The organism is Streptomyces sp. NPDC002817, assembly GCF_053592055.1.
Genome location: NZ_JBSFUY010000055.1, coordinates 13,157 through 39,045, shown reverse-complemented (window position 1 = coordinate 39,045; position 25,889 = coordinate 13,157). Strand labels below are relative to the sequence as shown.

General features: G+C 70.6%; 19 protein-coding genes. 16 read left to right on the top strand and 3 right to left on the bottom strand.

The window, feature by feature from the left end; all coding sequences use genetic code 11:
• Positions 1–284 precede the first annotated feature (284 nt).
• Positions 285–845 (bottom strand): hypothetical protein, encoded by a 561-nt coding sequence (locus tag ACWD3I_RS46610; RefSeq protein WP_365414084.1) that lies wholly within the window; start codon positions 843–845, stop codon positions 285–287.
• Between the two features lie 533 nt (positions 846–1,378).
• Here ACWD3I_RS46610 and ligA point away from each other — a divergent pair.
• The 8 genes from ligA (at position 1,379) to ACWD3I_RS46570 (ending at position 11,048) form a co-directional block, all read left to right on the top strand.
• The gene (ligA, locus tag ACWD3I_RS46605; protein ID WP_365414082.1) at positions 1,379–3,466 is read left to right on the top strand and encodes an NAD-dependent DNA ligase LigA; all 2,088 of its coding nucleotides are present in this window, start codon (positions 1,379–1,381) and stop codon (positions 3,464–3,466) included.
• Positions 3,467–3,748: 282 nt separating this feature from the next.
• Entirely contained in the window at positions 3,749–4,225 is a 477-nt protein-coding gene (locus ACWD3I_RS46600) for a hypothetical protein (RefSeq protein WP_365409003.1), read from the top strand.
• A 96-nt stretch (positions 4,226–4,321) separates the two neighbouring features.
• A complete protein-coding gene (locus ACWD3I_RS46595; protein ID WP_365409006.1) occupies positions 4,322–4,669 on the top strand; it encodes a hypothetical protein in 348 nt (115 codons plus the stop codon).
• Positions 4,670–4,902: 233 nt separating this feature from the next.
• Positions 4,903–6,321 (top strand): DEAD/DEAH box helicase, encoded by a 1,419-nt coding sequence (locus tag ACWD3I_RS46590; protein ID WP_365409009.1) that lies wholly within the window; start codon positions 4,903–4,905, stop codon positions 6,319–6,321.
• A 413-nt stretch (positions 6,322–6,734) separates the two neighbouring features.
• Complete coding sequence (locus tag ACWD3I_RS46585; RefSeq protein WP_365409012.1) at positions 6,735–6,965, top strand: hypothetical protein; 231 nt, start codon at positions 6,735–6,737, stop codon at positions 6,963–6,965.
• Between the two features lie 243 nt (positions 6,966–7,208).
• Positions 7,209–8,348: a 4-hydroxybenzoate 3-monooxygenase gene (locus ACWD3I_RS46580; protein ID WP_365409015.1), complete on the top strand. Its 1,140-nt coding sequence runs from the start codon at positions 7,209–7,211 to the stop codon at positions 8,346–8,348.
• A 54-nt stretch (positions 8,349–8,402) separates the two neighbouring features.
• A complete protein-coding gene (locus ACWD3I_RS46575) occupies positions 8,403–10,040 on the top strand; it encodes a methyltransferase (protein ID WP_365409018.1) in 1,638 nt (545 codons plus the stop codon).
• Between the two features lie 237 nt (positions 10,041–10,277).
• The gene (locus ACWD3I_RS46570; RefSeq protein WP_365409020.1) at positions 10,278–11,048 is read left to right on the top strand and encodes a polysaccharide deacetylase family protein; all 771 of its coding nucleotides are present in this window, start codon (positions 10,278–10,280) and stop codon (positions 11,046–11,048) included.
• 68 nt (positions 11,049–11,116) lie between these two features.
• Here ACWD3I_RS46570 and ACWD3I_RS46565 read toward each other — a convergent pair whose 3' ends face one another.
• Together ACWD3I_RS46565 and ACWD3I_RS46560 are read right to left on the bottom strand one after the other, a co-directional pair.
• Positions 11,117–11,320 carry a cold-shock protein gene (locus ACWD3I_RS46565; protein WP_037751662.1) on the bottom strand — a complete coding sequence of 68 codons (204 nt, stop codon included), beginning with the start codon at positions 11,318–11,320 and terminating at the stop codon, positions 11,117–11,119.
• A 387-nt stretch (positions 11,321–11,707) separates the two neighbouring features.
• Positions 11,708–12,019, bottom strand: coding sequence for a ferrous iron transport protein A (locus ACWD3I_RS46560; protein ID WP_365409024.1), 312 nt, complete (start codon positions 12,017–12,019; stop codon positions 11,708–11,710).
• Between the two features lie 248 nt (positions 12,020–12,267).
• Between ACWD3I_RS46560 and ACWD3I_RS46555 the strand changes: the two genes are divergently transcribed.
• From ACWD3I_RS46555 to ACWD3I_RS46520, 8 genes are all read left to right on the top strand, one after another.
• The gene (locus ACWD3I_RS46555) at positions 12,268–13,923 is read left to right on the top strand and encodes a phosphodiester glycosidase family protein (protein WP_365409027.1); all 1,656 of its coding nucleotides are present in this window, start codon (positions 12,268–12,270) and stop codon (positions 13,921–13,923) included.
• A gap of 206 nt (positions 13,924–14,129) precedes the next feature.
• On the top strand, positions 14,130–15,320 hold the full coding sequence (locus ACWD3I_RS46550) for a Cmx/CmrA family chloramphenicol efflux MFS transporter (protein ID WP_365409030.1): 1,191 nt from the start codon (positions 14,130–14,132) through the stop codon (positions 15,318–15,320).
• A 163-nt stretch (positions 15,321–15,483) separates the two neighbouring features.
• The gene (locus tag ACWD3I_RS46545; protein ID WP_365409033.1) at positions 15,484–16,062 is read left to right on the top strand and encodes a dihydrofolate reductase family protein; all 579 of its coding nucleotides are present in this window, start codon (positions 15,484–15,486) and stop codon (positions 16,060–16,062) included.
• 169 nt (positions 16,063–16,231) lie between these two features.
• Positions 16,232–16,714, top strand: coding sequence for an NUDIX hydrolase (locus ACWD3I_RS46540; protein WP_365409036.1), 483 nt, complete (start codon positions 16,232–16,234; stop codon positions 16,712–16,714).
• Positions 16,715–16,783: 69 nt separating this feature from the next.
• On the top strand, positions 16,784–17,593 hold the full coding sequence (locus tag ACWD3I_RS46535) for a leucine-rich repeat domain-containing protein (protein ID WP_365409039.1): 810 nt from the start codon (positions 16,784–16,786) through the stop codon (positions 17,591–17,593).
• Positions 17,594–17,802: 209 nt separating this feature from the next.
• Positions 17,803–19,716, top strand: coding sequence for a DUF1996 domain-containing protein (locus ACWD3I_RS46530; RefSeq protein ID WP_365409042.1), 1,914 nt, complete (start codon positions 17,803–17,805; stop codon positions 19,714–19,716).
• A gap of 332 nt (positions 19,717–20,048) precedes the next feature.
• Positions 20,049–20,915: a DUF4132 domain-containing protein gene (locus tag ACWD3I_RS46525; RefSeq protein WP_365409044.1), complete on the top strand. Its 867-nt coding sequence runs from the start codon at positions 20,049–20,051 to the stop codon at positions 20,913–20,915.
• Positions 20,912–25,816 carry a DNA-binding protein gene (locus ACWD3I_RS46520; RefSeq protein WP_365409047.1) on the top strand — a complete coding sequence of 1,635 codons (4,905 nt, stop codon included), beginning with the start codon at positions 20,912–20,914 and terminating at the stop codon, positions 25,814–25,816. Before ACWD3I_RS46525 ends, ACWD3I_RS46520 begins: the two co-directional genes overlap by 4 nt.
• Positions 25,817–25,889 lie beyond the last annotated feature (73 nt).

The following is a 25,889-nucleotide window of genomic DNA, read 5'->3' as shown; positions in this document are numbered from 1 at the left end:
AACTGCGGCGGATAGTTCTTCATGACCACGAGATGTCCGTTCTCAGATCCTCAGGATCCAGTGTCTCGTGTGTCCAACCTCAGGGGTCAAGGCCCCACATCCCAACCGGCACACGTGCCATCTGATTGCCCGTGCTGGGCCTGTGAGTTTCACCCGGACCGACTTGACCGCCCTCAGCTGTGCTGACTTGGCTGCTCTCAACGGACGGGGCCTGCTCGTCGACTCCATCGCCGAGTCGCAGAACTCAGGGCCCAGCCAATTCGGCGGGACGATGGTGTAGTGATCTATGACAGTGGGTGCCCGGCAAGGCCCGTCCGGCGGATGCCCCGAGGTGAGAACGTGATGGGTCCTATCCAGCCGTGGCGGACGAGGGCGATCTGGGACGGCAGCGGGGAGACCTGATCGATCGCCCTTCCCCGTGACCAGTTGTCCAGCAGTCCCTCTGTCGTCTCGACGGCGGAAACCACCATGGTCACCTTCAGCTCCCCGCCGTCGTTCCAGGTGTTCCACAGGGCCCAGCCCTCGGGCCTCGGCTCCACACCGAGCCGAGCGCATACCGCGTCGTACTGCTCCTCCACCCCTGCCGGCATGACCTCGGGCTTCAGTACCGAGGCTCCGACGAGTCGGACCAGGGGGCGGTCCTCCTCCGTGCAGCCATCGCCCTCGAAGTGGTAACTGCGCAGGGTCCGAGCGAGCGCGTTCACGCTGCGCTGGAGCGGTGTGGACTCTTCCGGGTCGGCCTGGAACGAGAGCCATCCTTCATCGGATGCCTCCGCTTTGACGCGGTCGGCAAGGCGCTCGATCTCCCGGAGATAGTCCAGTTCGCTCAGCTCGGGTGAGGTCATGGCGCCAAGTTTCGCAGCAGGTCAGTCGGCGCCGACACTGGTTATCGATCCGGCATGCATCATCAGCGTCGCAGGCGCCCTCCACTGCCGGGGTGCAGGCCCAGCCAGCCCAGGCTCGGGTCGCCCTTGACCTCGTCGAAGGACGGCCGTGAAGGTCTGCTTCCAGCGCTCCGCCAACACGCGCGGTCCCCATGAACCAGGGAAACTCGGCGACGTGTGCGTCGGGGTACTTCCAGGCGGGCTTGATACCCGCGGGCTGAACGATGTCAGTCCGCTCCGACCAATCGATCAAAGAATGCTGACGGGCCATCGAAAGCCACCAGTTGAGGCAAATCCGCGCCGCCCTCAGGTGCGGCCCGCCGGGAGGTGGCGGCGCGCCGGCCCCAGGCCGCATCGCCTCCGGGATCGTCCAGCGCAGTGTGGAGCCGGTTGGCGTGACCGCCGCTCCGCCGGCACACCGACTTCGATGATCTTCTCCCCGGAGCCGGGCCGCCGCGAGGGCATTGTCAGTGGTGGCAGGCAGGATGATGGGCATGACGACACCAGCTGCACAGATCGTGGATGCCGCCGCCTACGCGCAGGCGGTCGAGGATGCGGTGAAGGCCGCGGCCGCCTACTACGAAGGCGGCACCTCGTCCCTGGACGACGACTCCTACGACCGACTGGTGCGCGGCATCGCGGCGTGGGAGGCCGAGCATCCTGATGAGGTGCTGTCCGACTCTCCGACGGGCAAGGTCGCCGGCGGGGCCGTGGAGGGGGATGTTCCGCACACGGTGGCGATGCTGAGTCTGGACAACGTGTTCTCGCCGGAGGAGTTCACCACCTGGACCGCCTCGCTGGCCCGGCGCATCGGTCACGACGTCAGCCGCTTCAGCGTCGAGCCGAAGCTCGACGGGCTGGCGATCGCCGCCCGCTACACCCACGGCCGGCTGAGACAGCTGATCACGCGCGGGGACGGGACAGCCGGGGAGGACGTCTCGCACGCGATCGGCACCATCGAGGGGCTCCCGGAGGAACTGTCCGAGCCCGTCACCGTGGAGGTGCGCGGCGAGGTCCTGATGACCACGGCGCAGTTCGAGCACGCCAACGAGGTGCGCACCGCGCACGGCGGGCAGCCGTTCGCCAATCCGCGCAATGCCGCGGCGGGCACTCTGCGCGCCAAGGAGCGTGCGTACACCGTGCCGATGACCTTCTTCGGCTACGGCCTGCTCCCCCTGCCCGACACCCAGCCGGCGCTGGCGGAGCAGCTCGGCGAGAGCGCCCACAGCGACCTGATGGCACAGGCCGGCGGGCTCGGTGTGAACACCACCGCGACGACCGCCGTGCCCGGCACCACCGCCGACACCGTCGAGCAGGTCCTGGCGCGCGTGCAGGAGATCGCGGCGCTGCGTGCGGAGCTGCCCTTCGGGATCGACGGGGTCGTCATCAAGGCCGACCTGGCCATCGACCAGCAGACCGCCGGATCCGGGTCACGCGCCCCGCGCTGGGCGATCGCCTACAAGCTCCCGGCCGTGGAGAAGGTCACCCGGCTGCTCGAAGTGGAGTGGAACGTGGGCCGCACCGGCATCATCGCGCCCCGCGCGGTCCTGGAACCGGTGGAGATCGACGGCTCCACCATCACCTACGCCACCCTGCACAACCCCGCCGACATCACCCGCCGCGACCTGCGCCTGGGCGACCACGTCATGGTCTACCGCGCCGGCGACGTCATCCCCCGCATCGAAGCCCCCGTCGCCCACCTGCGCACCGGCGACGAACAGCCGATCGTCTTCCCCGAGGTGTGCCCGCGCTGCGGCTCCGCCATCGACACCAGCGAGCAGCGCTGGCGCTGCGAGAACGGCCGCAACTGCCACCTGGTCGCGTCGCTTTCCTACGCCGCCGGCCGCGACCAGCTCGATATCGAAGGCCTCGGCCACACCCGAGTCGTCCAGCTCGTCGACGCCGGCCTGGTCGCCGACCTCGCCGACCTGTTCACCCTCACCCGGGACCAACTCCTGGCCCTGGAACGGATGGGCGACACCAGCACCGACAACCTCCTTGCCGCGCTGACCACGGCCAAGAACCAGCCGCTGTCGCGAGTGCTCTGCGCGCTCGGGGTTCGCGGCACCGGCCGGTCCATGTCCCGTCGTATCGCCCGCTACTTCGCCACCATGGACAACATCCGGGCCGCCGACGCCGAAGCGATGCAGCGGGTCGACGGCATCGGGACCGAGAAAGCCCCCTCCATCGTCGCCGAACTCGCCGAACTCGCCCCGCTCATCGACAAGCTCGCCGCGGCCGGGGTGAACATGACCGAACCGGGCGCCACTCCGCCCGTCCCGGCGGACGACAACACCGCGGACGCCGACGACGAAGCTCAAGGAGCGGAGCTGCCCCTGGCAGGGATGGCCGTCGTGGTCACCGGCTCCATGACCGGCGCACTGGAGAAGCTCTCCCGCAACGAGATGAACGAGCTCATCGAACGCGCCGGCGGCCGCTCCTCCTCCAGCGTCTCCAAGAAGACCACCCTGGTCGTCGCCGGAGACGGCGCCGGCTCCAAGCGAGCCAAGGCCGAAGACCTCGGCATCCGTCTGGCCACCCCGGACGAATTCGCCGCGCTCATCGCCGACTTCCTCAACTGACCGACGCCTGGCGCCGTGGCCGGCCTCCCCCGTCCGGCCACGGCGCCGCCCCTATCGGCGGCAGCACCAGCCACGTCGTCCCGACTCACGTCCAAGGCGCGTCTGGTGAGCGGTAAGGGGACCTGCAAGGTACAGGGGGTGTGACGGGGCCGGGCCTGTACCAAGTGCAGTCGTACTCGCGGTGGCAGGTGGTTCTGGCGCCGACGATGACTTCGTCGTAGTGAGTGTGCGCGAGTGGGCGCCGGGTCCGGCATGTCAGAGGCAGCAAGTAGCCTCGGCACCATGGGCATTGAGATCGATGTGGTGGTGGGTTTCCCGATCAACGATGAGGTGGAGCGGGTGCTCGGGTTGGCCGAGGCGGTCGACGAGCCCATCACTGTCACGTTCATGTGGGAGGGGCGCGAAAAGGCGGAACGCGTGGTGCTGGTGCCAGCGGCCATGCTCGCGCTCTGGGAGCACTGGGCCCCCACGGCCTACCCGACGACGAGTCGCGCTGGGGAAGGTGACCAGGCTGTGGCGGAGGAGCCGGAACTGGCTCACCCGGCGGAGTTCGGCGCGTTCACTCTCTTTCGTCGTCGAGTGGGCGGGCGCACGGCGGTTGCCCGTAGAGGCGTGGTGGTCGCCGAGCTCCTGGACCCCGACGAGGCGCACTGGCTCCAGGAGAAGGCCCGCAATGTCCGCCAAGGCTTCATGGACCCGAAGCAGCAGGCGGCGTTCGAGGAGTTCCTTGCCCGACAGGCATCCCTCGAAGATCAGTGAGGCGCCCTCGAACACGGTCCGGCGAGAGCCGAGTGCGATCCTGCAGGTATGAACGATCTCGGTGACGCGCACCTACGCACCTTGACGCTGCGGTTGATGACTCTCCTCGCAGCCGACGCCCAGGATCAGCTTGCCTGGCTGGGCGAGCGTGAGCTGGAGACGGAGTCCATCGTCGAAGAGGTGGAGCTCCTCTGCCGCGTCGCCGAAGGACTGGCAGAGCGCGGAGTCTTCGAACCCCAGGAGCTGCGCGATCTTCGGGCCATCGGCCGTCGCCTCGGCGAGCTCGATGCCACCTGTCGCACCGGCCTCTGGGCCGAGGCCCTGGCCGCGGATCCGGCGTGGGGCGAGATACGTCTTCTCGCCCGCCAGTTTCTCCTCACGACGCTGGGCGACTGGCGTCAGCCGTTGCCACGTCCCGTGCACCCGCACACGGGGCACCGCTGAGCGCGTCCAGGTCGCCTGCACGACGCCGGCTCGGGCAATGGCCACACAGACGTAAACGAACACTTGTTCCCCATCGTGCCTGGAGGTGACCGCAGTGACGCAGGGGGCCCGGACCCGCGGGCCGCTGGGCGTCCGCTGGTAAAATGGGGGCACGCTTCGACATCGCCGGGGCCCGTACCAAGGGGTGCGGGCCCCGGATCGTTCCGGGGCGCCACTTCAGGAAGGTTCCCCTCATGAACGCGAAGCCGTCGACCCCTGGACGCTCCCGTGCCGGTACACCGCAACGGGCGACAGGGGTGCAGGGCGAGCTCTCGACGCCGAAGACGGTGTCGCCGGGCCTGCCCGCGGCCGCGTCCTTCGACGCACTCGAGCTGCCGTCGGAGCTGAGGAAGGCGATGACCGGCCTCGGGGTGACGGAACCGTTCCCGATCCAGGCGGCCACCCTGCCCAACGCGCTGGCCGGCCGCGATGTCCTCGGCCGGGCACGGACCGGCTCCGGCAAGACGCTGGCCTTCGGGCTGGCGCTCCTCGTCCGGACCGCGGGCCTGCGAGCGGAGTCGAAGCGCCCGCTCGCGCTGGTCCTGGTGCCGACCCGGGAACTCGCGCAACAGGTGAGCGACGCGCTGACGCCGTACGCGCAGACCCTCAACGTGCGACTGACGACGGCGGTCGGCGGGCTGTCGATCAACCGGCAGCAGGCCGCGTTGCGGACCGGAGCCGAGGTGGTCGTCGCGACGCCAGGGCGACTGGCCGACCTCGTGTCACGCCGGGACTGCATCCTGAATCATGTGCGCATCACCGTGCTGGACGAGGCGGACCAGATGTGCGACCTGGGATTCCTGCCGCAGGTCACGGAAATCCTGGACCAGATGCCCACCGACGGGCAGCGGCTGCTCTTCTCCGCCACGCTCGACCGCAACGTCGACCAGTTGGTGCGCGACTACCTCCACGACCCGGTACTCGCATCCGTCGACCCGGCGGCAGCCTCGGTCACCACGATGGAACACCACCAGCTCAACATCCACCCCGCCGACAAGTACGCGACCGCGACCGAGATCGCCGCGCGGGACGGCCGGGTCCTGATGTTCCTGGACACCAAGGCCGCCGTGGACCAGTTCACCCGTCACCTCCGGGCCAGCGGCGTACGGGCCGGAGCCCTGCACAGCGGAAAGTCGCAACCTCAGCGCATGCACACCCTGGGCCAGTTCAAGGACGGCGAGATCACCGTGCTGGTGGCCACCAACGTCGCCGCGCGAGGCATTCACATCGACACGCTCGACCTCGTCGTCAACGTCGATCCGCCCGCCGACGGCAAGGACTACCTGCACCGCGGCGGGCGCACGGCACGCGCCGGGGAGTCCGGGACCGTGGTCACCCTGGTCACACCCAACCAACGACGTGATGTGAACCGGATGATGTCCGAGGCCGGGATCCGGCCGACGGTCACACAAGTACGCTCCGGCGAGGCGCAACTGACCGCCATCACCGGTGCGAAGCGCCCGCCGGCGGGGACGAAGTCCACCACCGGCAACATCCCCTTCCGCGGCATCGGCGACCGTACGGGCCGCCCCGCGAAGGAGTCCCGCAAAGCCGCCGAGGCCCGCAAGGCCGCGGAAGCCCGCGCGGCGGCCCGGGTACGCAGAGGCCGCTGACGCCCGTGCGGTCGCTCGGGCGCCGAGCGTCGTACGGAGCTCCGCGCGGAGCGGCACAGACGCCGGTCGATACGAAACGGCTCAGCGGTCAGCGACGCGTGAACGCCTGCGTCGCCGCAGCGGTGCTGTCACCCACACCGTCAGCCCGACGAGGGAAACGATCAACGCTCCTCCGATGACGACGGGGCCGGCCGCTGTCAGGGCAGAGTTCAGCAGGATCTCCGCCCGGCTCGGCTCCTCGCCCATCGTGCTCCCACCCTGTGCCATACACGCCAGGACACCGGCGGGAGTCGATCAGTTCCAGGTGCCCGGCACCGCCGACGCCACTGGAAACTCGGCCGAGAGCAAGCCGCCCGAATCTCCGCTACGAACCCTTCTGTGACCGACAGCCCATCGGCAGTAGGGAGTTATCCATGCAGCGCAACACCACCACCAGTCCGGGCCGCAAGCGAGCCGGGCGGCTCGCCGTCGCCGTCGCCGCAGTTGGTGTTCTCGTCGGCGGTGGGATCGCCGCGGCGGGCCCGGCCGGCGCCGACACCTTCTGCGGGGAAACCGGGGACGGCGGCTTCGGGTGCGTGATCGACCAGGGAGACGGGACGTTCAAGATGGTCAACAGCAACGGGGACATCGTCTACAACTGGTGACGGCACGTACGTGGCGCCTGACCTGACGACGGGTGGACCACGACCGGCTCCCGTCGGCGTGCGTCCACCCGTCTATGTCGTCGGCTCGCATCATGCGGCAACAGCGATCGCTCACCCTTACAGAGCAATTGATCACTTTCGAGTATCTGCGCCCTGTATCAGGGTGATATGAAACCCCTTGTCAAACGCTCCACTTCAGAGGCGGGCATGGGGAAACGGTTCCACAAGGGAACGCAGGTCGGTGTGGTGATTCTCGGGGCCGGCCCGGCGGGGCTGGTTTTGGGGAATCTGCTGCTGGACCGAGGTGTCGACTGCGTGATCCTGGAGCGGCGCGGCCGCGAGGCCGTGGAGGGGCGGGCCAGAGCGGGGTTCCTCGCGGCGAACTCCGTGCGGGTGCTGGCGGAGAACGGGCTGGGTGCCGGGGTGCTGGCCCGCGGGCGGACGCACGGGACGTGTCTGTTCCGCAGTGACCGTGGGGAGTTCACCCTGGACTACGGGCGACTGGGGCAGGGCGAGACGCACACCGTCTATCCCCAGCAGGAACTGGTACGGGACCTGGTGGCCGAGTTTCTACGGCGCGGTGGTGACCTGCGGTTCGAGGCCGAGGCCGAGGAGATCTCGGAAGGCCGGGTGCGGGTGCGCGGCGGCGCGGAGGTGACAGGTCGGTTCGTCGCCGGCTGCGACGGGCACCGGGGTGTCGCGCGCCGGGCGCTGGCGGCCCGGGGTGTGCGGACGGACCGGTGGGACCATGGAGTGTCCTGGCTGGCGGTGCTGGTCCAGGCCCCGCCCAGTCTGGCGGCCGTGGGATACGCCCTGCACGAGCGGGGCTTCGCGGGGCACATGGCCCGTACGGAAACCGTCACTCGGTATTACCTCCAGTGCCCGCGCGGAACCGTTTCCGCCGACTGGAGCGCGGAACGGATCTGGGCCGAGCTCGCGACGCGGATGCGGACGACCGAGTTCGGGCCCCTGCACGAGGGCGCCGTCCTGGAGAAGGCGGTCGTCGATCTGCGTTCCGATGTACTGGAGACCCCGGGGGCCGGGCGGCTGTGGCTGGCCGGCGATGCCGCCGGGCTCATCAGCCCGTCGGCCGCCAAGGGGGCCAACCTCGCCGTGCTCCAGGCGGAGTTGCTGGCCCGGGCGCTGCACGAGGCGGTGGCGCGCGGTGACGAGAACGGCCTCGCCCGGTACGCCGCGGACTGTCTGCCGCGGGTCTGGCGGGCGCATGAGTTCTCGCACTGGATGAGCACGCTCCTGCACGGTCCGGCCGACGGCGGTGCCGAGGCTCGCTATGGGCGGGCGCTCCAGTACGCCCGGCTGGAGAGCCTGCGTACCTCCCGCACGCATCAGGACTTCTTCGCCGAGAACTACACCGGCATCTGATCCCCGGGACACGTCTGTCCCGGTTCCGTCCGCACGATCATCGGAAACCCCTTCATGAACCTCCCTGTCGCACAGGCCTGCCTGTCCGCTTCCGATCTGAAGCGCATCGAGCGCGCGGCCGCCCATGTCCGCGACTACGACACCGAGCAGGTTCTCGCCGAACTCCTGCCCGGCCTCACGGCCGAGGAGCGGGGCGACGTCTGCCGCCACCTCGTGTTCGACCACACCGCCGTGCTCGTCTTCCCCGCTTCTCTCGACGGGCTCTGCGACGACCTGCGCCGGCACGGGTTCGAGCCGGGTCCGATCGCACCGAGCGTGGTGGTCCGCGAGCGGCTGGTCCGCCGCTACGGCGCGGTCGTCGGCGACACCCCGGTCGGCATCGTGCATGTACCCGTCGACGGGCGCAGCGTGGAGATCTTCGCGTTGCCCGTACCGCCGGACTCCCCCAGGCAGGCTGTCGCCCACGACGAACGTACCGCCGAGCACGAGGTGCACCACGCGTTCGCGGTCACCGCGCCGGGGGCGGTGGTGCCGGCCGGGCTGCGGACGCTGCTCCAGGAGCGGGGCGGGGCGGTGCCGGACGGTGGTGGGTACAACGGCCATGAGAACGTGACCGTCCTGTACTTCCGCACCAGGCAGCACCGCCGCTTCGAACTCCGGCTGCCCGGCCGTCACGAGCCGCTCCCGGACCCCTCGGTCTCGTTGCTCGGCGTGATGACCGGCGCCTGGGCCACCCAGGCCGTCGCCGCCATGGCGGAGCTCGGGATCGCCGACCACCTCGCCGACCGGCCGGGGCTCGGCGCCGACACCCTCGCGGATCTCACCGGCACCGATCCGGACGCGCTGCGCAGGCTGCTGCGCTATCTCAGCGCGCTGGGCCTGCTGACCTCCGCCGCGGACACGTATCACCTGACCGCCCTCGGCCAACCCCTCTGCACGGCAACGGAGTTCTCGCTCCGGCCGCTGGCCCAGCTCTACGGCGGCCCGTTCTACGCCTCCTTCGCCGGGCTGACGTACTCCGTACGCACCGGACACGAGGCCTTCGCCCATCGGTACGGGCAGCACCACTTCACCTACTTCGCCGAACGGCCCGAGCTCGGCACTCTGTTCAACCGGGCGATGGCCGCGAGCGCGGAGATGTTCACGCCGGTTGCGGACTTGGTGGACTTCTCCGGTGCGCGGCGCGTCGTCGATGTCGGCGGCGGAAACGGTGCCCTGCTCACGCGAGTTCTGCGGGCACACGGGCATCTGGAGGGCGTGCTGCTGGAACGTCCCGAGGCGCTGGAGGCGGCTCGGAAGGAGCTGGCCGCGGTGGGGCTCGACCGGCGGTGCTCCTTCGTCGTCGGAGACTTCACGGTGGCGGTGCCGGAGGGAGGCGACGTCTATCTGCTGTCCCGGGTGCTGCACGACTGGGACGACGAGCGGTGCCTGACCATTCTCCGGCGGTGCGCGCAGGCGATGCGGGCGGGAACCGAACTGCTCGTCGTGGAACGGCTGTTGCCCCAGGACGAAGGGGTGCCGTCACCTGCGGTGGCCTGGGACGTCCACATGTTGTGCAACGTGGGCGGCAGGGAGCGGACCGAGGACCACTACGCGCGGCTGCTGGCGGAAGCGGGCTTCGAGGCGGCGGCTTGCCACGGTCTGCCCCTGGGCGGCTCTCTGATCCATGCCGTGAGAGGTGCGGGGCTGTGACGTCTCCCTTCGGCGGAGCGCCCCGCTCGATCGGCTCGGGACGGGGTGGGCCGCCTCCCTCCTGACTCAGCGACCAGCCGGCCTGGTTCCGGCTGCTGCTCGCCGTGTTGTCCGTGAACTCCCCCGGAATTGTCCTTGATCGGTAACAGGCGCATCCCGGGGGCGCCGGCCATCGTCCTGCCTGGTGTCGCACAGCGACGCGGGGTCGGCGAGGAACTGTTGGAAGGTGGGGCGGACATGGCGCAGCACGGCGGCGGGCGGGGCTGGTACGGCAAGGTCGTCGGAGCTGCTCTCGGTGTGACGGTACTGGCCGCCGGTGCCTCGGCGTGGTCCGCGCAAGCCGGCGCCGTGGACGGCGCGCCGCCGCGGGTGGAGAGTTCCGCCACGCCGGGCAGCGTCAAGCCTGTGTCGGTGACCATCGCGCATGCCTCGGACAAGGGCGCGCGCGGAGTCAACATCACCATCGACGACGGCCCCGACCCCGTGTGGACCCCCCAGATGCTCGACGTACTGCGGGAGTACGGGGTGAAGGCCACGTTCTGCATGGTCGGCACCCAGGCGCAGGCCCACCCGGACCTCGTGAAGCAGGTGGTCGCGGCCGGGCACCGGCTGTGCGACCACTCGGTGGCACACGACACCACCATGGACACCAAGACCCAGGCGTACCAGTCGCAGCAGATCCTCGACGCCGAACGCATGATCACCGAGGCGTCCGGGGGCGTACGGCCGATGTACTACCGGGCCCCAGGTGGCGCGTTCACGCCCTACAGCCGCAAGCTCGCCGCCTCTCGGGGCATGCGCCCGCTGGGCTGGAACGTGGACACCAAGGACTTCGAACGGCCGGGCGCCGACGCCATCGTCGCGACCGTCCAGCAGGAGCTGTCCAACGGCCCGACGCTCCTCTTCCATGACGCGGGCGGCGACCGCTCCCAGACCGTCGAGGCCCTGCGCCGGGTCCTGCCCTGGCTCAAGACCCAGGGCTACTCCTGCGGCTTCCCGGTGCGCTGAGCCCCGGCAGCCATAACCGCTTCGGGCCCGCGAGCTTGGCTCGCGGGCCCGAAACAGTTACTTCAGAACTAGGCGGGGGTGATGTTCTCCGCCTGCGGGCCCTTCTGGCCCTGGGTGATGTCGAAGGTCACCGCCTGGCCTTCCTGGAGCTCACGGAAGCCGGAGGCGTTGATGTTGGAGTAGTGAGCGAAGACGTCCGGTCCGCCGCCGTCCTGGGCGATGAAGCCGAAGCCCTTCTCCGCGTTGAACCACTTGACGGTTCCGCTGGCCATGCTGGTACCTCTCAATAGACGTCAGAACCGCACCGCGCGGTCCTGAAGGTGCTCGCCCTGGTCCGGTACTGCACAGCAAAGCGCCCGCGCCTAAGCGCGGGCAGGTACTGCGAACCACGACAGCTGGCAGTGACGCTACACCGCGGAAAGGACGATCACCAGAGAGCAACAACCCTGAACCACACCAGGCCGGTTGGAAAACTCTCTCAAGGGCTTCGTTCCGCCGGATTCCACGGTTCTGGATTGTTCGGAATGGTACGGAAAGTCCGGCCTCTCACGGCCTCGGCAACGCTCTGCCCACGCACTCCGCGACCGAGGCTCCGTCGGCACTCATGCGTTCGGGCAGCGGGAATGCACCGTCCGCACACCGCACCGGGTCCCGGCACACTACGCCTCCGCATCGGACCCGGTCCTCAGGTACCGACCCCAGATCTGGGCCTTGCTGTACGGGCCGTCCCCGTCGGCGTCGTACTGCGGGGTGTCGAAGGTGATCCAGTACAGCAACTCGCCGCTGAGCGCCTGGGCATGTTCGTTGGGCTCGGGCGCGCGCGTGGCGTCGGTCGTTCCGGGAAACTCGACCTGCCAGGGACCGTCCCAGTCCGCTGCGCGAACCACCGTGACCCGGCTGCCGGGTGGCAATGCGTCCGTCGGCCATGTCTGACCCGCATCGCCGGGAGCGGGGTCGGAAGTGTCATTCATGACGCCCACCCTGCCCGCACCGCATCGGAGGCGCCACAGGACAGTCACGCCTCGACGCCCTGCATCCGGGGTCTGCCTCAAGGCACGCGAGACGTCTCGATCCGGTCCTTCTCGGTCCCCCGGATATCAGCAAGGCTTTCCCTGCTCATGCCCACGTCTTCACGCAACGGCCTTCGCGCGGAACTGTGATGACGGGTGCGGTGCTCAGGTGCCGTCGCCCACCGCACGGGCCAGAGGTCAGGAGAGGTATGTCTGTGATTGCCGAGACACCCGGACGCACAGCACACCGTGGACAGCACAGGACCGCACGCGGCTTCGCGCTGGGGACCGCCCTCGCCCTGATCGCGTTCGCCCCGTCGGCGGCCGCGAGCGAGCGGGACAGCTCGGTCGGCGGCGGTGCGATCTCGTGGACCACGCGGTACGTGGCTCCCGGAGTCGAGGTCCGTACCGGGGTGCTGAGCGACCCGGAGGCCGCAGGCGTCTGGACGGTCACGGTTCAGGCACCCGCGGTCAACCGTCTGACCGGGGCGGCCACATGGGCGCCGCTCGGTGACCGGTCCTGGGCCGACACCACCGCCGAGAAGTTGCGGGCGGCCGGATTCGCGCCGCGCTTGGAGCGGGTGGCCTGGGATGCGTATGCGGACACACCGCGCGGCACCATGGGGTGGCAGGTCAGGGTCGGCCGGTACGGCACCCAGGCCGAGGCCCGTACGCTCAACTCGGCGGTGTCGGGGGCGGGTTTCCGTACGTCTGTGGAGTGGACGGGCTACGACGGGCGGCAGCGTGCCGACGCGGAGCGCATCCACGTGGCCGTGATCGATCCTGGCCGGCTGCGGGGCACCGTCGAGGTCAGCGACGGCGGCAATACGGCCGATCGGGAGAAGACCTCGACGGTGGCCGCTCGACTGGGGTCCCTGGTGGGTGTCAACGGCGGATTCTTCGTCACTTCCGATGCGGACGGCGTACAGGGCACGACCGCCGGTCTGTCGGTGGTGGACGGCGAGTTGCAGTCGATGGCGGTCGGCTCCCGCGCCGCGCTGGTCCTCGATGACGGGGGACGGCACGTTCGTGTCGCGGATCTGTCCACCGACGTCGCCGTGCGCGCCGGTTCCGCCGTCCACGCGGTGGAGGGCATCAACCGGGTGCCGGGCAAGGTACGCAACTGCGGCCGTCCCGGCGCCGTACCCACCGAACTGCCCCGTCAGGACCTCACGTGTTCCCTGCCGGACGATCTGGTGAAGTTCACCGATTCGTTCGGAGCGCCGCTGCCGACGGGCGCCGGCGTCCAGGTCGTGCTGGACGAGCACGATGTCGTGGTCTCCCGTGGCGCCCGGGGCGGCTCCGTGCCTGCCGAGGGCTCCGTCCTCCAGGGCACCGGGGCAGCAGCCACCTGGCTGACCGAGCACGCCGAGGTGGGCCGACGGCTGCACCTGCGCGAGATCGTGCGGGACACCGCGGGACGGCAGCTGCGCCTCGGTCCCGACGACGACGTCGTCAGCGCGGCACCCACCCTCGTCGAGAACGGCCGCATCCACATCGACGCCGCCACCGAGGGCACGCTGGACCCGCTCGATCTCTCCTTCGGCTTCGCCTGGTCCAACGTCCGCCAGCCCCGCACCCTGGCCGGCATCGACCGGCACGGCAGGCTGCTGCTGGCGACCGTCGACGGACGGCAGCCAGGCGTCAGCGAAGGTTTCACACTCGCCGAAGCCGCGCGGTTCATGCGGACCCTGGGCGCCGTCCAGGCCCTCAACCTCGACGGTGGTGGCTCCAGTGCGATGGCCGTCGACGGGGCTCTGGTCAACGTGCCGTCGGACGCGACCGGTGAGCGAGCCGTCGGCGACACCGTCCAGATCCTGCCGCGTGCGACGCAGTCCACTGCCGCGGAAACCGAGGTGCCCTGACTGTCACCGGTCGGGTAGCGTGCGGGCCATGTCGAGTCCTGAGTCGGACAAGGTGGGGGCTTTCGGTCACGCCGTCAGCCCCCTGAACCACTGAGCTCATAGCGCTGTCGTCGCGCCGCGTCCCGCGGTGGGACACGAGTGCTCCTGAGGGCTGGCCGCGGTGACGAGATGACCTCTCGTGCTTGTCCTCACCTCGGAGCCACTCGATGCCTCTCCCCCTGTATCTGCTTGCCGTGGCGGTCTTCGCCATGGGCACCTCGGAGTTCATGCTCGCCGGCCTCTTGCCGGACATCGCGGCAGATCTCGATGTCACCGTCGCTACGGCAGGCATGCTCACCTCCGCCTTCGCCATCGGCATGGTCGTCGGCGCCCCTCTGGTGGCCGCGCTCGCCCGCAACTGGCCCAGGCGCGCCACTCTTCTCGGGTTCGTCCTCACCTTCGCGACAGCTCACGCCGTGGGCGCCGTCACCACGAGCTTCCCGGTCCTGTTCGCCACCAGGGTCGTCGCCGCGCTCGCGAACGCCGGGTTCCTCGCCGTCGCACTGACGGCAGCCGCCACGCTCGTCTCACCCGACAAGAAGGGACGTGCACTGGCCGTGCTGCTGTCCGGCACGACGGTGGCCACGATCGCCGGTGTCCCGGGTGGGTCCGTACTCGGCGCGTTGCTCGGCTGGCGAGCCACGTTCTGGGCTGTCGCCGCCCTCTGCCTCCCCGCAGCCCTCGGCATCCTCAAAGGGACCCCAAGGGGGCGGGGGAAGGATGCGGCGACCGGCGGCCCAGCCTTGCGTACGGAGCTCGCCCTCCTCGCACAGCCGAGGTTGATTGTGGTGATGCTGCTCGGCGCGCTGGTGAACGCGGCGACCTTCGCCAGCTTCACGTTCCTGGCCCCCGTCGTGACCGACACCGCCGGGCTGAGTGAACTGTGGGTCTCCGTCGCTCTGGTCCTCTTCGGCCTCGGCTCCTTCGCCGGGGTCACGGTCGCCGGCCGTCTGTCCGACCGGCAGCCCGGCCCGATCATCGCGGTCGGCGGTCCGCTGCTGCTCGTCGGCTGGCCGACCCTGGCGGTACTGGCCGACGAACCGGCCGCTCTGCTCACCCTCGTGTTCGTGCAGGGCGCGTTGTCGTTCGCGCTGGGCAGCACTCTGATCACCCGGGTCCTCTACGAGGCCGCGGGAGCCCCCACCATGGCCGGCTCGTACGCGACGGCGGCACTCAACGTCGGCGCCGCCGTCGGACCCCTCATCGCCGCGGCCACCCTCAGCACCTCGGCCGGAGCTCTCGGGCCGCCATGGTCGAGCGGACTCATGGTCGCTGCGGCGCTGCTGATCGCGTTCCCCTTGCGCAGGGTGATCGCGGCCGGCAGGAACACCGACCGGAACACCGAGGTGCTCCACTGACACATGCGAGCGGCCCCTTTGGCCTCGATCACTCGATCACTCGATCAGGCCAAAGGTGACGCCCGAGGCAGGGGAACCATCCAAGAGCGATGAGTCTCGTCGTGGTTGCCAGTCTCCATCCCCGACACACGATCAATCGCACCCTGCACTCAAGGAGAGCATCGTGACCGCCACCTACACCTTCGACGTCTTTTCCAGCCTCGACGGATACGGCGCCGCCGGCGGCAACTGGACCGGTTACTGGGGCAAGCAGGGCCCCGAGCTCCTCGACCACCGCCTCGGCCTGTACAGCGAGGAGCAGCGGATGGTGTTCGGGGCGAACACGTATCGGGCATTCGCGCGGATGCTGGCCGCGAGCACCGAGGAGTCCGACGTGCGTGACCCATGGGTCACGCGAATGCGGAGCCTGCCGGCCACAGTGGTGTCGACCACCCTGGAAGGCCCCCTCGACTGGCCGGACGCGAATGTCGCGAGCGGTGACGCTGTCGACGTCGTCGCCCGGCTCAAGGAAGAGTCCGAGGTGCCGTTGCGCTCGCACGGCAGCCTGTCGATGAACCGGGCACTGATGGCCGCCGGCCTGGTCGACCGCGTCCAGGTGACCCTCTTCCCCGTGATCACCGGTCAGACCGGGGCGGACCCGATCTTCCAGGGCGCGGCCGACTTCGACCTCGAACTCATCGAGCACCGGACGCTCGACGGCCACATCCAAGAGCTCGTCTACCGGCCCACCCTGCATGTCTGAGCCAATACCCGTGAGCCGCGGTTGAGGCGGGCCAGGTGGTGACGGGGGCGTTGTGCTGGACGGGCCGACCGCGGCCGGACGCACCCGCGAGGTGACCAGGACGTGACGGCCGCCGTTCGACGCGGCCCGGGTCTTGAACGGCGTTTCGAGCACCGCTAACGTCAGGGCGGTGGGGACAACACACCGGCCCGCCGCCCGGGTCATCTGTCTGGACGCCGCCCATCGCGTGCTTCTTCTGCACTGGCGTGATCCGTTCGACGGGAGCCTTCTCTGGGAGCCGCCCGGTGGCGGCATCGAGCCGGGCGAGACCCCGCTGTCGGCGGCGCGGCGCGAACTGGCCGAGGAAACCGGTCTCGACCCGGCTGCCGTGCTTGATCGGTCGGTGGCGGTCGACCGTGATGTGCAGTGGAACGGCAAGCGGTACATCGGCACGGAACTCTTCTTCGTCGCGCAGTATGCCGAGGAGAGGCCATCGCTCGTGCGGACCGGCCTGCTCCCCGATGAGGAGGCCAGTCTCGACACGCACGCCTGGATCGCATGGTCGGATCTGGACTCGCAGGTGGACCCGGTCGAGCCGCCGCAGTTGCTGGCCGTGCTCGGCGCGTTGAGGCCAGAGGGTCCGTGGCGTGAGCCGGTCGACGGCCTGCGATAGGACACCCGTTGGCCGTCCCGGTCCGATATCCGTTGGGTGGGCCTGCGGCATTCCTCGTACCTTGACGCCATGACGGACGGGGGAGAGCCGACGCTCTTCGTGAACCGCTGGGGCGACACGTCGACGCCGGGCCGGGGCGGGCCGAGGCCCTCCACGGACAGCTGCTCGTGCTTCGACGGCTCCAAGCCGCACCCTCGCGCCAGGGTCGGGTTCCACGGCGAACGTCAGGACACCTCCGCCCCGGGCTGGCAGCACCTGCTGGAGCTCATCGACGAGGCCGCCGCGGACAGCCGTGAAGAGTTCCGCCCCCTGGTCGAGCTCAGCCCCGAGGAACGGCGGCAGGTCGTCACCCTGCCGCCGAGCATCGCCAAGCTCACCGAGGTCAAGCACCTCATGCTCTACGGCAGCAACCTGGTGCGGATTCCGCCCGAGATCGGGGCCATGACCAGCCTGGAGCAGTTCACCCCGTACACCTCCTACCGGCTGCACTGGTTCCCGTACGAGATCACCCGGTGCCGCAAGCTCATCTCCAGCACGGTCAGCACCCGAGCGCTGTTCGGCAACTACAAGCTGCGGCCGCCTTTCCCACGTCTGCGGCCTTCCCAGGACTCCGTCATGGAGCCAAATACGGCTGCCCTCGATCCCTGGCGTTGGGGAGCTACGGCCGTGCACCACTGCAGTGTCTGCGAGCGGCCGATCGAGCAGAGCGGCCTGCATCAGGTGTGGATCTCGATCCGTGTGGCCACGGACGTGCTGCCGCTCCTGGTCAACGCCTGCTCGTCCACGTGTGTGGCCGCCCTGCCCGATGGCGCCGAGGACCATATTCGCGCGCCCCACAAGGGTGGCCGCGTCGATCAACCGCGCTCTGACCGGGACTGACCTCGCGAAGGCGCCCAGGACATCCCTGTCACCTATCAGGGTGCTGTGAATTTCCGATGCGCTTGAACAGACGCGACGCCCCATCCGTATGGGGCCGGGGGGCTTTATATGCCGGGACGGACGACAGGCGCAGGAGTACTTCCGTGGGACGCAGTAATCGCAGACGCCCAACAGGTGCACGACGTGCGACCTTTGCAGCCGTAGCTCTCATGTTGGGGGGTGGTGGCCTGGTGGCGGCGAATGTGTACGCCTCCGCGACCGAAGGCAGCCCCGACACGAGCCAGACAACCGACGGCGGTTGGCAGGCGGGCACGATCGACTGCCCCGACGTGGGCGACACCTTGACGAATGTGCCGGATGACGCGCGGGAAGAGGTCGACAAAGAGCTCGCCCTGCTGGACCAGCAGATAGCCGAGGCGTACCAGAAGTTGCAGGACCCGGCCGTGCAGGGTGACGAGGCCGCGGCAAGCGGGATCATGGATCCGCTGGCGGAGAACCGAGCCGCGACGATCGAGCGCATCGCCGCCGCTCTCGAACGCGCCGGGGAACGGCCCGAGGGCCTCGACGAGCTGGCGGCGTGCACGCTCCGCCGGTCCGACGACCAGGCCGACGGGCAGGACGGAGCCCAGGACGACCAGGGCGATCAGGGGCAAGAAGGCGACCAGGAGCAGGACGGTCAGGATCAGGGCGACCAGCAGCAGGGCAACGGCGGCCAGTCCGGCAACGGCCCCGTCGCCGCCGACTTCGCCGACATCACCACCGCGCCGCCCGCCGCCCAGGCCCCGAACGCCGGAGCCGACGCCTCCCGCGGCACCTTCGCCACCAGCTGTGGCGTGAACGCGAACGGCCTGTTCAACTCGGACAACGTGATCGTGGCCCCAGGCGTGTCCAACGGCGCCCACCACTTCCACGACTACGTCGGCAACCAGGCCAACAACGCCTTCGCCGACGACACCGAACTGGCCAACGGCGGCACCAGCTGCGTCGACCAGGGCGACAAGTCCTCCTACTACTGGCCCGTCCTGCGTCTGCAGAACGGCACCCAGGAGCAGGACGCGGGCGCGCCCGGTGGCGGCATCGAGGGCAACGCGGGTGAGATCGTCACGCCCAAGGACGTCACCCTCACCTTCGTCGGCAGCCCGAGCAGCAAGGTCACGGCCATGCCGCGGCTGCTGCGCATCATCACCGGCGACGCCAAGGCGTTCGTCAACGGCACCACCAACGCCAACGCGTCCTGGAGCTGCACCGGTTTCGAGGACCGCCAGTTGAAGGACAAGTACCCGGTGTGCCCCCAGGGCAGTGACGTGGTCCGCACCTTCAAGTTCCAGAGCTGCTGGGACGGTCGCAACATCGACAGCGCCAACCACCGTACCCATGTGGCGTTCGCGCAGGCCGACGGCGCCTGCCCGGCCGGCTTCCAGGCCATCCCGCAGCTGGTCCAGCGCATCGTCTACGACGTCGACGCGCCGAGCCTGCAGGATGGCGGCCGCACGGTTCCGCTCTTCGCCGTGGACGCGTTCCCGGAGCAGTTGCACAAGCCCGTCACCGACCATGGTGACTTCATCAACGTCTTCGACGAGGGCCTGATGAGCGAGATGGTCGGCTGCATCAACGACGGCCGCCAGTGCGGAGCGGGCGCGGACGAGGAGCCCGGCAACGGCAACGGCAACGGCTCGGACGACGGCTCGGACAACGGGTCTGACAACGGGGCGAGCCAGGAACCGGGGCCCGGTTCCGACAACGGTTCCGAGAACCCCGGCGGATCCGACGACGAGCCGCAGGAAGAGCCGACGCCGACCGCCGACGTACCGAGCGATGACGCGAGCACCGCACCCGCGGACGACGAGCCCAAGACGTACACCTCGCCCTCGGCCGCCGAGAAGCCCGTCACGCAGTCCCCCGAGGCCACGTCGTACCCCCGCAACGACAGCACGCCGAGCGCGTCCGAGAGCGGCTCGACCGGCGTCGTGGCGCAGCCTCCGGCCGATGCCCAGCCCGCTCCGCAGGGCGGCAACGGCAGCCTCGCCGAGACCGGCACGCAGTTGTGGCCGGCCGCGGCCGGAGCGGTCCTGCTCATCTCCGGTTTCGTTCTCCTGCGCCGCACCAGGCGCCGTTACATGTGACACCGCGGCTCGGTTGGTTCGTGACGGCATGACACGCCGTCACGAACCAACCGAGCCCCCGCAGCACTTCGAACGCACCTTCACGCACGTGCGAACTGGCTGAAACAGCGCGCTCCCGTCCGCGACATCGCAGCTCAGTGCCCCCCGCGCAGACCTCTGGCGTACGCGATCGCCACCCTTTCCGCATGCGCCAGCCGAGTCCTGGCACCGGCTCGGGGCACCGATTGTCAGTGATCGCCGCTAACGTTCCTCACATCGTCGCACTGGCGCCGGGAATTCCCCGGCTGAACTGTGCTTTCTTCTTGCTGTCTTGGTGCGGAAGGCGGGGACTCGTGGGTTGGCTCTCGGCGGGTGACGGGTATGAAGTCGCCCTGGTGGAAGGACGGGTGGCAGCGCGTGCCACCTCGGGCCGGTCGGCGGGGCGGCAGTTGAAATCACTGCCGCGTGCGCTGCGCGACCACCCGGAGGTGGACCGGCTGCGGCGCTTCGCCGAATGGCTGGATCGGCACGCCACGGCATGTGTCGCACAGGTCGACTCGTGGATGGTGTCGTCGCTGCCCGTGCCCACCGGCCTGCTGGCCCGGGTGTGGCCGGACGAGGCCTGGCAGGCCGCGCTGCGTGACATGGCCGTGGTGGGTGACGACCCGGAGGAGGTCGGATTCCTGCGGGGGGCCACCGAGGACGGCGAGCTGCGGGTGGTGAACCTGGACGGCGAGACGGTACGGCTGTCCCCGCGCACGGTCACCCTGCCGCACCCGGTGCTGCTCCCGGACCTCGACGACATCCGGGAGTTCGCGGCGGAGCTGGGCATCGTCCAGCGCGTCGAGCAGATCCACCGGGCGACCTGGCAGCGGCCCGACGACCTCGACCCCAAGGCCACCGAGATACGGGAGTTCACGGGCGGCTCGTTCCGTTCCCGTTTCGCCCTCGCCGCTCGGGCGAGTTCGCTGGGCTACCGCGTCTCCGGGGGCTACTCCACGGCTCGGGTCCGCGACGGCGGGCGCACCGTGGAGGCCTCCGTGTGGATCGGTGAGCCGTACTGGGAGGACACGGTGGAGACCGGCAGCCTCACCTGGCAGGACCAGGACGGGCGTGCCCTGCCGCTGCGGGAGGTGGGCCCGGTGGCCTGGTCCGAGGGGATGCGGATGGCGGCGGCTCTCTATGCCGGGCGTGTGATCGAGGAAGGCAAGAACGCATGAGCGGGGGGACGCAGGTGTCGTACGAGGAACTGCTGACGGCGGGCGCGGTGCTGCCGCCGGACACCGAGGGGGGCGGCGAGCGCGCGGTGCCGCTGACGGCCCGCACCTATCGCCATCCGGGCCTCGACGACCGTGTGGTGGTGCGGCTGGTCGCCGGTGAGCTAGGGGCGGCCGAGGACCTCGCCGCCGGGTTCCTCGGCCTGGAGCCGGACGGCGAGCCGGCCGTCGTGGGGCTGGGGCTGCGCCAGTCGTTGGGCTTTCCCGAGTGGGTGCTGGTGCACCACCCCGAGGACGGCCACCACGCGCTGGGGGTCGTACCGGACCTGGAGCGGGCGGCCCGACAGGCCAAGTCCCGTCCGAAGGCCGCCCTGGACGCCTATCTGGAACTCGGTCAGCGGCTGGCCGCGTCGGTCCCGCATTTCCTGCCGACGTTCTACGAGCAGGCAGGTCGGGTGTTCCTGGCCGAGGAGAACGCCACCTACGCCGCCCAGTTGTTCACTCGCGCCCGCAAGGCCGAGGCGGAGCACGGACTGACGGTGGAGGAGGAGCGTCTGGACGCGGTGTTCCTGGAGTTCGCGCTGGCCGGCGCCCTCCCGGTCAAGGTGCTGTCCGCGTACGGCAAGGAGCTGGCCGCCCGGGTACCGGCCGATGAGGCGCTGCGCCGCTTCACCCGGCTGTGCCTGCGCCGCACCGCGGGCGGTCTGCCGCCGTCCGCGCAGATGGCCAACGACCTGCGCAAGCTCGCCCGTGCCGCGGGCCAGGACGCCGACCGCGCCGAGCAGGACTATCTGGCCGAGCTGCTCGGCCTGCCGGCGACGCTGCGTGCCGCGGCCGGCTGGTGGAAGGGCCACCATGCCGCCCTGGTGGCGCTGGCCGAGCGGGACCGGCGGGTGCGCGGCACCCTGCTGGACATGCTCCCCGCCAGTGCGGACAGCGCGATGCCCGCGATGTGGCTGCAGGTGCTGGAGGCGTCCGGCGCGACGGCGGGGTTGTGGGACGACTCCCTGCCCGCGGAGGAGCACCCGGGCAGCGGCACGGCGGGCTGGCTGGAGCGCTTCCTGACGTTCCGGGAGCGGGCCCGGTCCTGGCGCGCCTCCACCCGGATGCCGGAGCTGTACCCGCTGGTGGAGCGGGCGACAGGCCGGCTGCGTGCCGAACTCGCCGCTTCCGGCGGCGCGTTGAAGGTGCTGCACGACATCGACCTGATCGATCTGCTTCTGTCCCTGGACGTGCCGGTGGCCACCCCGGGCAAGGACGAGGACCTGCCGCTGACGGCGTGGGCCGTGGGCGAGGGCCAGCGGGACCTGGTGCTGTTCGGTGCCGACTCCCGTTTCCGGGAGGCCTTCCTGCGGGGCGCGGAGCGCTTCCACAACAACGACCAGGGTCTGCGGGCCATCCGTCTGCTGGCGGTGTCACCCGGTGCCCGCCCCTGGCTGGCGGAGTGGGTCAGCGCGGTCGTGCGACGGTTCACCGCGGTCGGGCTGCCCGGCCTGCCCAACGCGCTGACCCGGCTCGGCTGGCTCCCCGCCGAGGCACTGGCGCTGGCCGAGGACGACGTCCGCGCCGCGGTCGGCACCGACCTCGCACCGGTGCTGGCACGCACCCTGCGCGCCGGGCTCTTCGACGAACTGGGCTGGCCGGCCTGGGAGGAGGCGGCCGCCGCCCTCGTCCCCAAGGACCGGGTCGAGGACATCATCGTCGCCGACGCCTGGCCCCACCTCGTCGTCGCCGGCAACGCCCAGGCACGGGTCATCGGCGCCGACGGCACCCTGCTCACCCACGACCTGCGACTGCCCGCGAACGACGTGTCGGGCGACCCGGGGTTCCATCATGTGGACGGCGAGCTGCTCGTCTACTGGAACTCCCGCAAGGACGGCCTGCGCGGCTACTGGCACTCCCGTGCCGACCGCGTCGAGTCCCTCAAGGGACCGCACGCCACCCGGGGCACCGAGATGGACTGGTACCGGGCCGACTTCCCGATCACCCTGCCCCTGCCGGACGGGGGCCGGACCACCGGACGCGGTGTCCTGCACGCCGGCGACACCACCCTGCCCGACGAACGGCCGCTGCTCTTCGACGGCTCCTCCTACTGGGTGTGGCACGCGGACTCCGAGGACCGCGAGGCGCACGGCTGGTACGAGTACGACCCGGCCACGAACGAGCGCGGCCGCATGAGCCGCCCCGCCTTCCTGGCCGACGCCCTGCGCGACGCCCCCGAGGGCAGCAGCTTCGCGGGCGGCCGGCTGCGCCCCTCCCCCACCGCCGACACCACCTCGTCCTGCGCTCCCGTCGACGGCCTGGTCGGCCTGCGTGTGGTGGAACTGCCCGACGGCTCACGGCGCGCCGAGAACCTCGCCGGACACACCGTCACCCTGCCCTCGGAAGCCGGCAAACCGACCGCTCTCGTCGTCTTCCCGGGCGCCGAGCGGGCCACTGCCGTCGTACGCAACAACTGGCAGCTCGAACTGGTCGACGCGGACGGCACCGTCACCGCCTGGGCCAAGACCGACCGCACCCCTGGCGACTTCGGCGAGGGCACCCTGCTGCTGCCGCCCGTGCAGTACTGGGAGTGCCTGACACCGCGTGACCCGGAAGGGTCCGAGGCGCTGCGGAACATCGACCGGGACACGGCTGCGGCGCTGCTGGCCGCCGCGGCGAGCGTCGACAAGAAGGCGCTGCCCGACGCGATCGGCGCCCTCCTTCCGGTCACCCACGAAGCTCTCGTGACGGGCATCGCCGGCGTCGCCCGCTACGCCGCGGCCCAGCAGTCCGTCCTGGACGCCGCGGCCGCTCGGCTCACCCGCGCCCTCGAAGGCGACCTGGAGGACGAGGGGCCCGCCGGACCGGCGGACAGCATCCTCTCTGCGGCGACGAGCGGACTCGGCACCTCCAGGGGTTACTGGTGGAACGGTGACGACGAGACCGACACCGTCTTCCGCGCCCTGCGTGTCCTCGCCCGGGCCGCCGGGCTCGCCGACACGGCCCTGCCCGACCGGCCGGACGTCCGACTCCACCTCGACGGTCACCCGCTGCCCGTCGGACAGCCGGACCTGGAGTCGCTGCTCGATCGGGCGGCTGCGCTGGCCTACCGGGCGGCATCCGGCACCACCACCGAGGAGCACCGCGAGGTGCTGCGCACGCTGCTCGCCGAGTTCGACCGTCTCGGGCTGGGCCCGGCCGCGTCCGCACACTGGCGCAAGGTGAGCCTGCACGTGCCGGCGGCCCCGCTGCGCACTCCCGCGGGCCAATGGCGCGACGGATCGTGGAACGGGCTGCTCCCGCTGGCCGACGGCGCGTTCCTCGCCGTCACCGGACGCCGCCTGCTGGAGGACGACGGCGGTACGTTCACCGGCTACTTCCACGACCCGGCCGGGCGGTTCGAGACCCCGCAGCCCTACAAGGTGCTGGCGTCGGAGCCGCTCGGCGAGGACACCGACACAGGACGGCTGGGCAGGTTCCTCGCCGAGCTGGCAGAGCGCGGACCGGCCCCCTGGTTCCCGGAGGCCGCCGAGGAGTTCGCCCGCCTCACCGGTGTGACCGAGACGATGGCCCGGCTGATCGTGGCCGGTCTGCCGGGGATCGACGTCTACGAGCGGAGCTTCCTGAGCACCGAGGCGCGCACCCTCATCGGGGTGAAGGTCGCTCCGGCGGCGGTCGCCAAGGATGAGCTGAGCGCCGTCGACAGCACGGTGCGTGCCACGGTCGTGGGCGCGCTCACGCCTGCCGAACCCGCCCGGCTGTGGACCGAGGGCCCGGACGTGGCCGCGGCCGCCGCGGTGTGGAACGCCAGGGTCGGCAAGCGGGTGGCCGTGCCCGAGGAGCTGCTCGGCGATGCGGGCCGCACCTTCAGACGCGCGTCCTGGCCGGTCCGGCAGGCGCTGCCCGAACTGCTGGACCCGGCCGGCTCTCCCCGGCTCAGCCGGGACCTGGATTGGGCGGTCAAGGGCGACCGGGTCCGGCCCGTCGGTGACGATGCGGACGGGTTCACGGCGGAGACGCTGGTCGGCGCGGTCGGTTTCACGGCCTGGCTGGCCCACCGGCTGCCCGCCGGCGACCCGGTGCGGGCCGCGCTGCCACCGGCCCTCACCGCCGTGCGTGAACGCCTCGCCCACCCCGGGCTGATGCTCGACCTGGGGCGGTACATCAGCCTCCCCGACTTCCGTAAGACCGCCGGCGCCCCCACGGAGACCGGCCCTGGCTTCGAAAGGTACGGCGCCGTCGTCCTGGCCACCCATGACGACCAGCCCGCTCCGGGCGTGCGGGTCGCTCTCCTCGACGAGGCGGGCCAGGACCCGTATCTGCCCGCGGTGCGCGTCGACAACCAGCGGCCCTACACCGCCGAAGTGGCCCTGCGTCTGGTCCGCGACCAACGGTTCGCGGCCCTCCTCGCGGACCCCGGGGAGCCGCTCGCGGGCGACCGGGGCACGGACGGCACCTGGTGGCCGCAGGACCCGAGCCGTTCGGTGCCGGAGCTGGTGACCGACGCGGCCAAGGAGTACGGCCTCGGTGAGGACGCCGCCACGCTCTATCTGATGCTGCTCGCCATGCCCGACCCGACCGACCGTATGACGGCCCGCTGGACTGGCTGGAAGCCGGCCCGGCTCAAGGCGGCACGCGCCGAACTGGCCGCCACCGACCTGGTGGTCGAGGCCAGCCGGACGCGGGCCGGACGGTCGCTCTTCCTGCCGGGCGGCTGGGTCTCGCAGTCGTCGCCGCGCGTTCCGCTGGAGCGCTGGAAGCTGCCGCTGTTCGCCGACGTGACCGACGAGCACGCGCCGTTCGGCGTGATCGTGCCGTTCGAGCCGGCCGCGGAGCTCTACCGCAGGGCGTGGCAGCGCGTGCAGGACGGCGACGCTCCACGGTTCGAGGAGCTGAAGGTGCGGCGGGCCCGCCGCCGCTGACGCAACGCGGCCGGGGGCGCCGCCGAGCGGCGGCGCCCCGATCCCCCCACGTCTGTCTCCCCCCTCGCCCCGA

Bases quoted from the DNA above. Each gene is read 5' to 3' on its own strand.
- ACWD3I_RS46585 (WP_365409012.1), top strand. From the start codon at position 6,735: ATGCAGCGCAACACCACCACCAGTCCGGGCCGCAAGCGAGCCGGGCGG.
- ACWD3I_RS46550 (WP_365409030.1), top strand. From the start codon at position 14,130: ATGCCTCTCCCCCTGTATCTGCTTGCCGTGGCGGTCTTCGCCATGGGC.
- ACWD3I_RS46555 (WP_365409027.1), top strand. From the start codon at position 12,268: ATGTCTGTGATTGCCGAGACACCCGGACGCACAGCACACCGTGGACAG.
- ACWD3I_RS46565 (WP_037751662.1), bottom strand. From the start codon at position 11,320: ATGGCCAGCGGAACCGTCAAGTGGTTCAACGCGGAGAAGGGCTTCGGC.
- ACWD3I_RS46590 (WP_365409009.1), top strand. From the start codon at position 4,903: ATGAACGCGAAGCCGTCGACCCCTGGACGCTCCCGTGCCGGTACACCG.
- ACWD3I_RS46535 (WP_365409039.1), top strand. From the start codon at position 16,784: ATGACGGACGGGGGAGAGCCGACGCTCTTCGTGAACCGCTGGGGCGAC.
- ligA (WP_365414082.1), top strand. From the start codon at position 1,379: ATGACGACACCAGCTGCACAGATCGTGGATGCCGCCGCCTACGCGCAG.
- ACWD3I_RS46530 (WP_365409042.1), top strand. From the start codon at position 17,803: ATGTTGGGGGGTGGTGGCCTGGTGGCGGCGAATGTGTACGCCTCCGCG.
- ACWD3I_RS46560 (WP_365409024.1), bottom strand. From the start codon at position 12,019: ATGAATGACACTTCCGACCCCGCTCCCGGCGATGCGGGTCAGACATGG.
- ACWD3I_RS46600 (WP_365409003.1), top strand. From the start codon at position 3,749: ATGGGCATTGAGATCGATGTGGTGGTGGGTTTCCCGATCAACGATGAG.
- ACWD3I_RS46570 (WP_365409020.1), top strand. From the start codon at position 10,278: ATGGCGCAGCACGGCGGCGGGCGGGGCTGGTACGGCAAGGTCGTCGGA.
- ACWD3I_RS46575 (WP_365409018.1), top strand. From the start codon at position 8,403: ATGAACCTCCCTGTCGCACAGGCCTGCCTGTCCGCTTCCGATCTGAAG.
- ACWD3I_RS46520 (WP_365409047.1), top strand. From the start codon at position 20,912: ATGAGCGGGGGGACGCAGGTGTCGTACGAGGAACTGCTGACGGCGGGC.
- ACWD3I_RS46595 (WP_365409006.1), top strand. From the start codon at position 4,322: ATGACTCTCCTCGCAGCCGACGCCCAGGATCAGCTTGCCTGGCTGGGC.
- ACWD3I_RS46610 (WP_365414084.1), bottom strand. From the start codon at position 845: ATGACCTCACCCGAGCTGAGCGAACTGGACTATCTCCGGGAGATCGAG.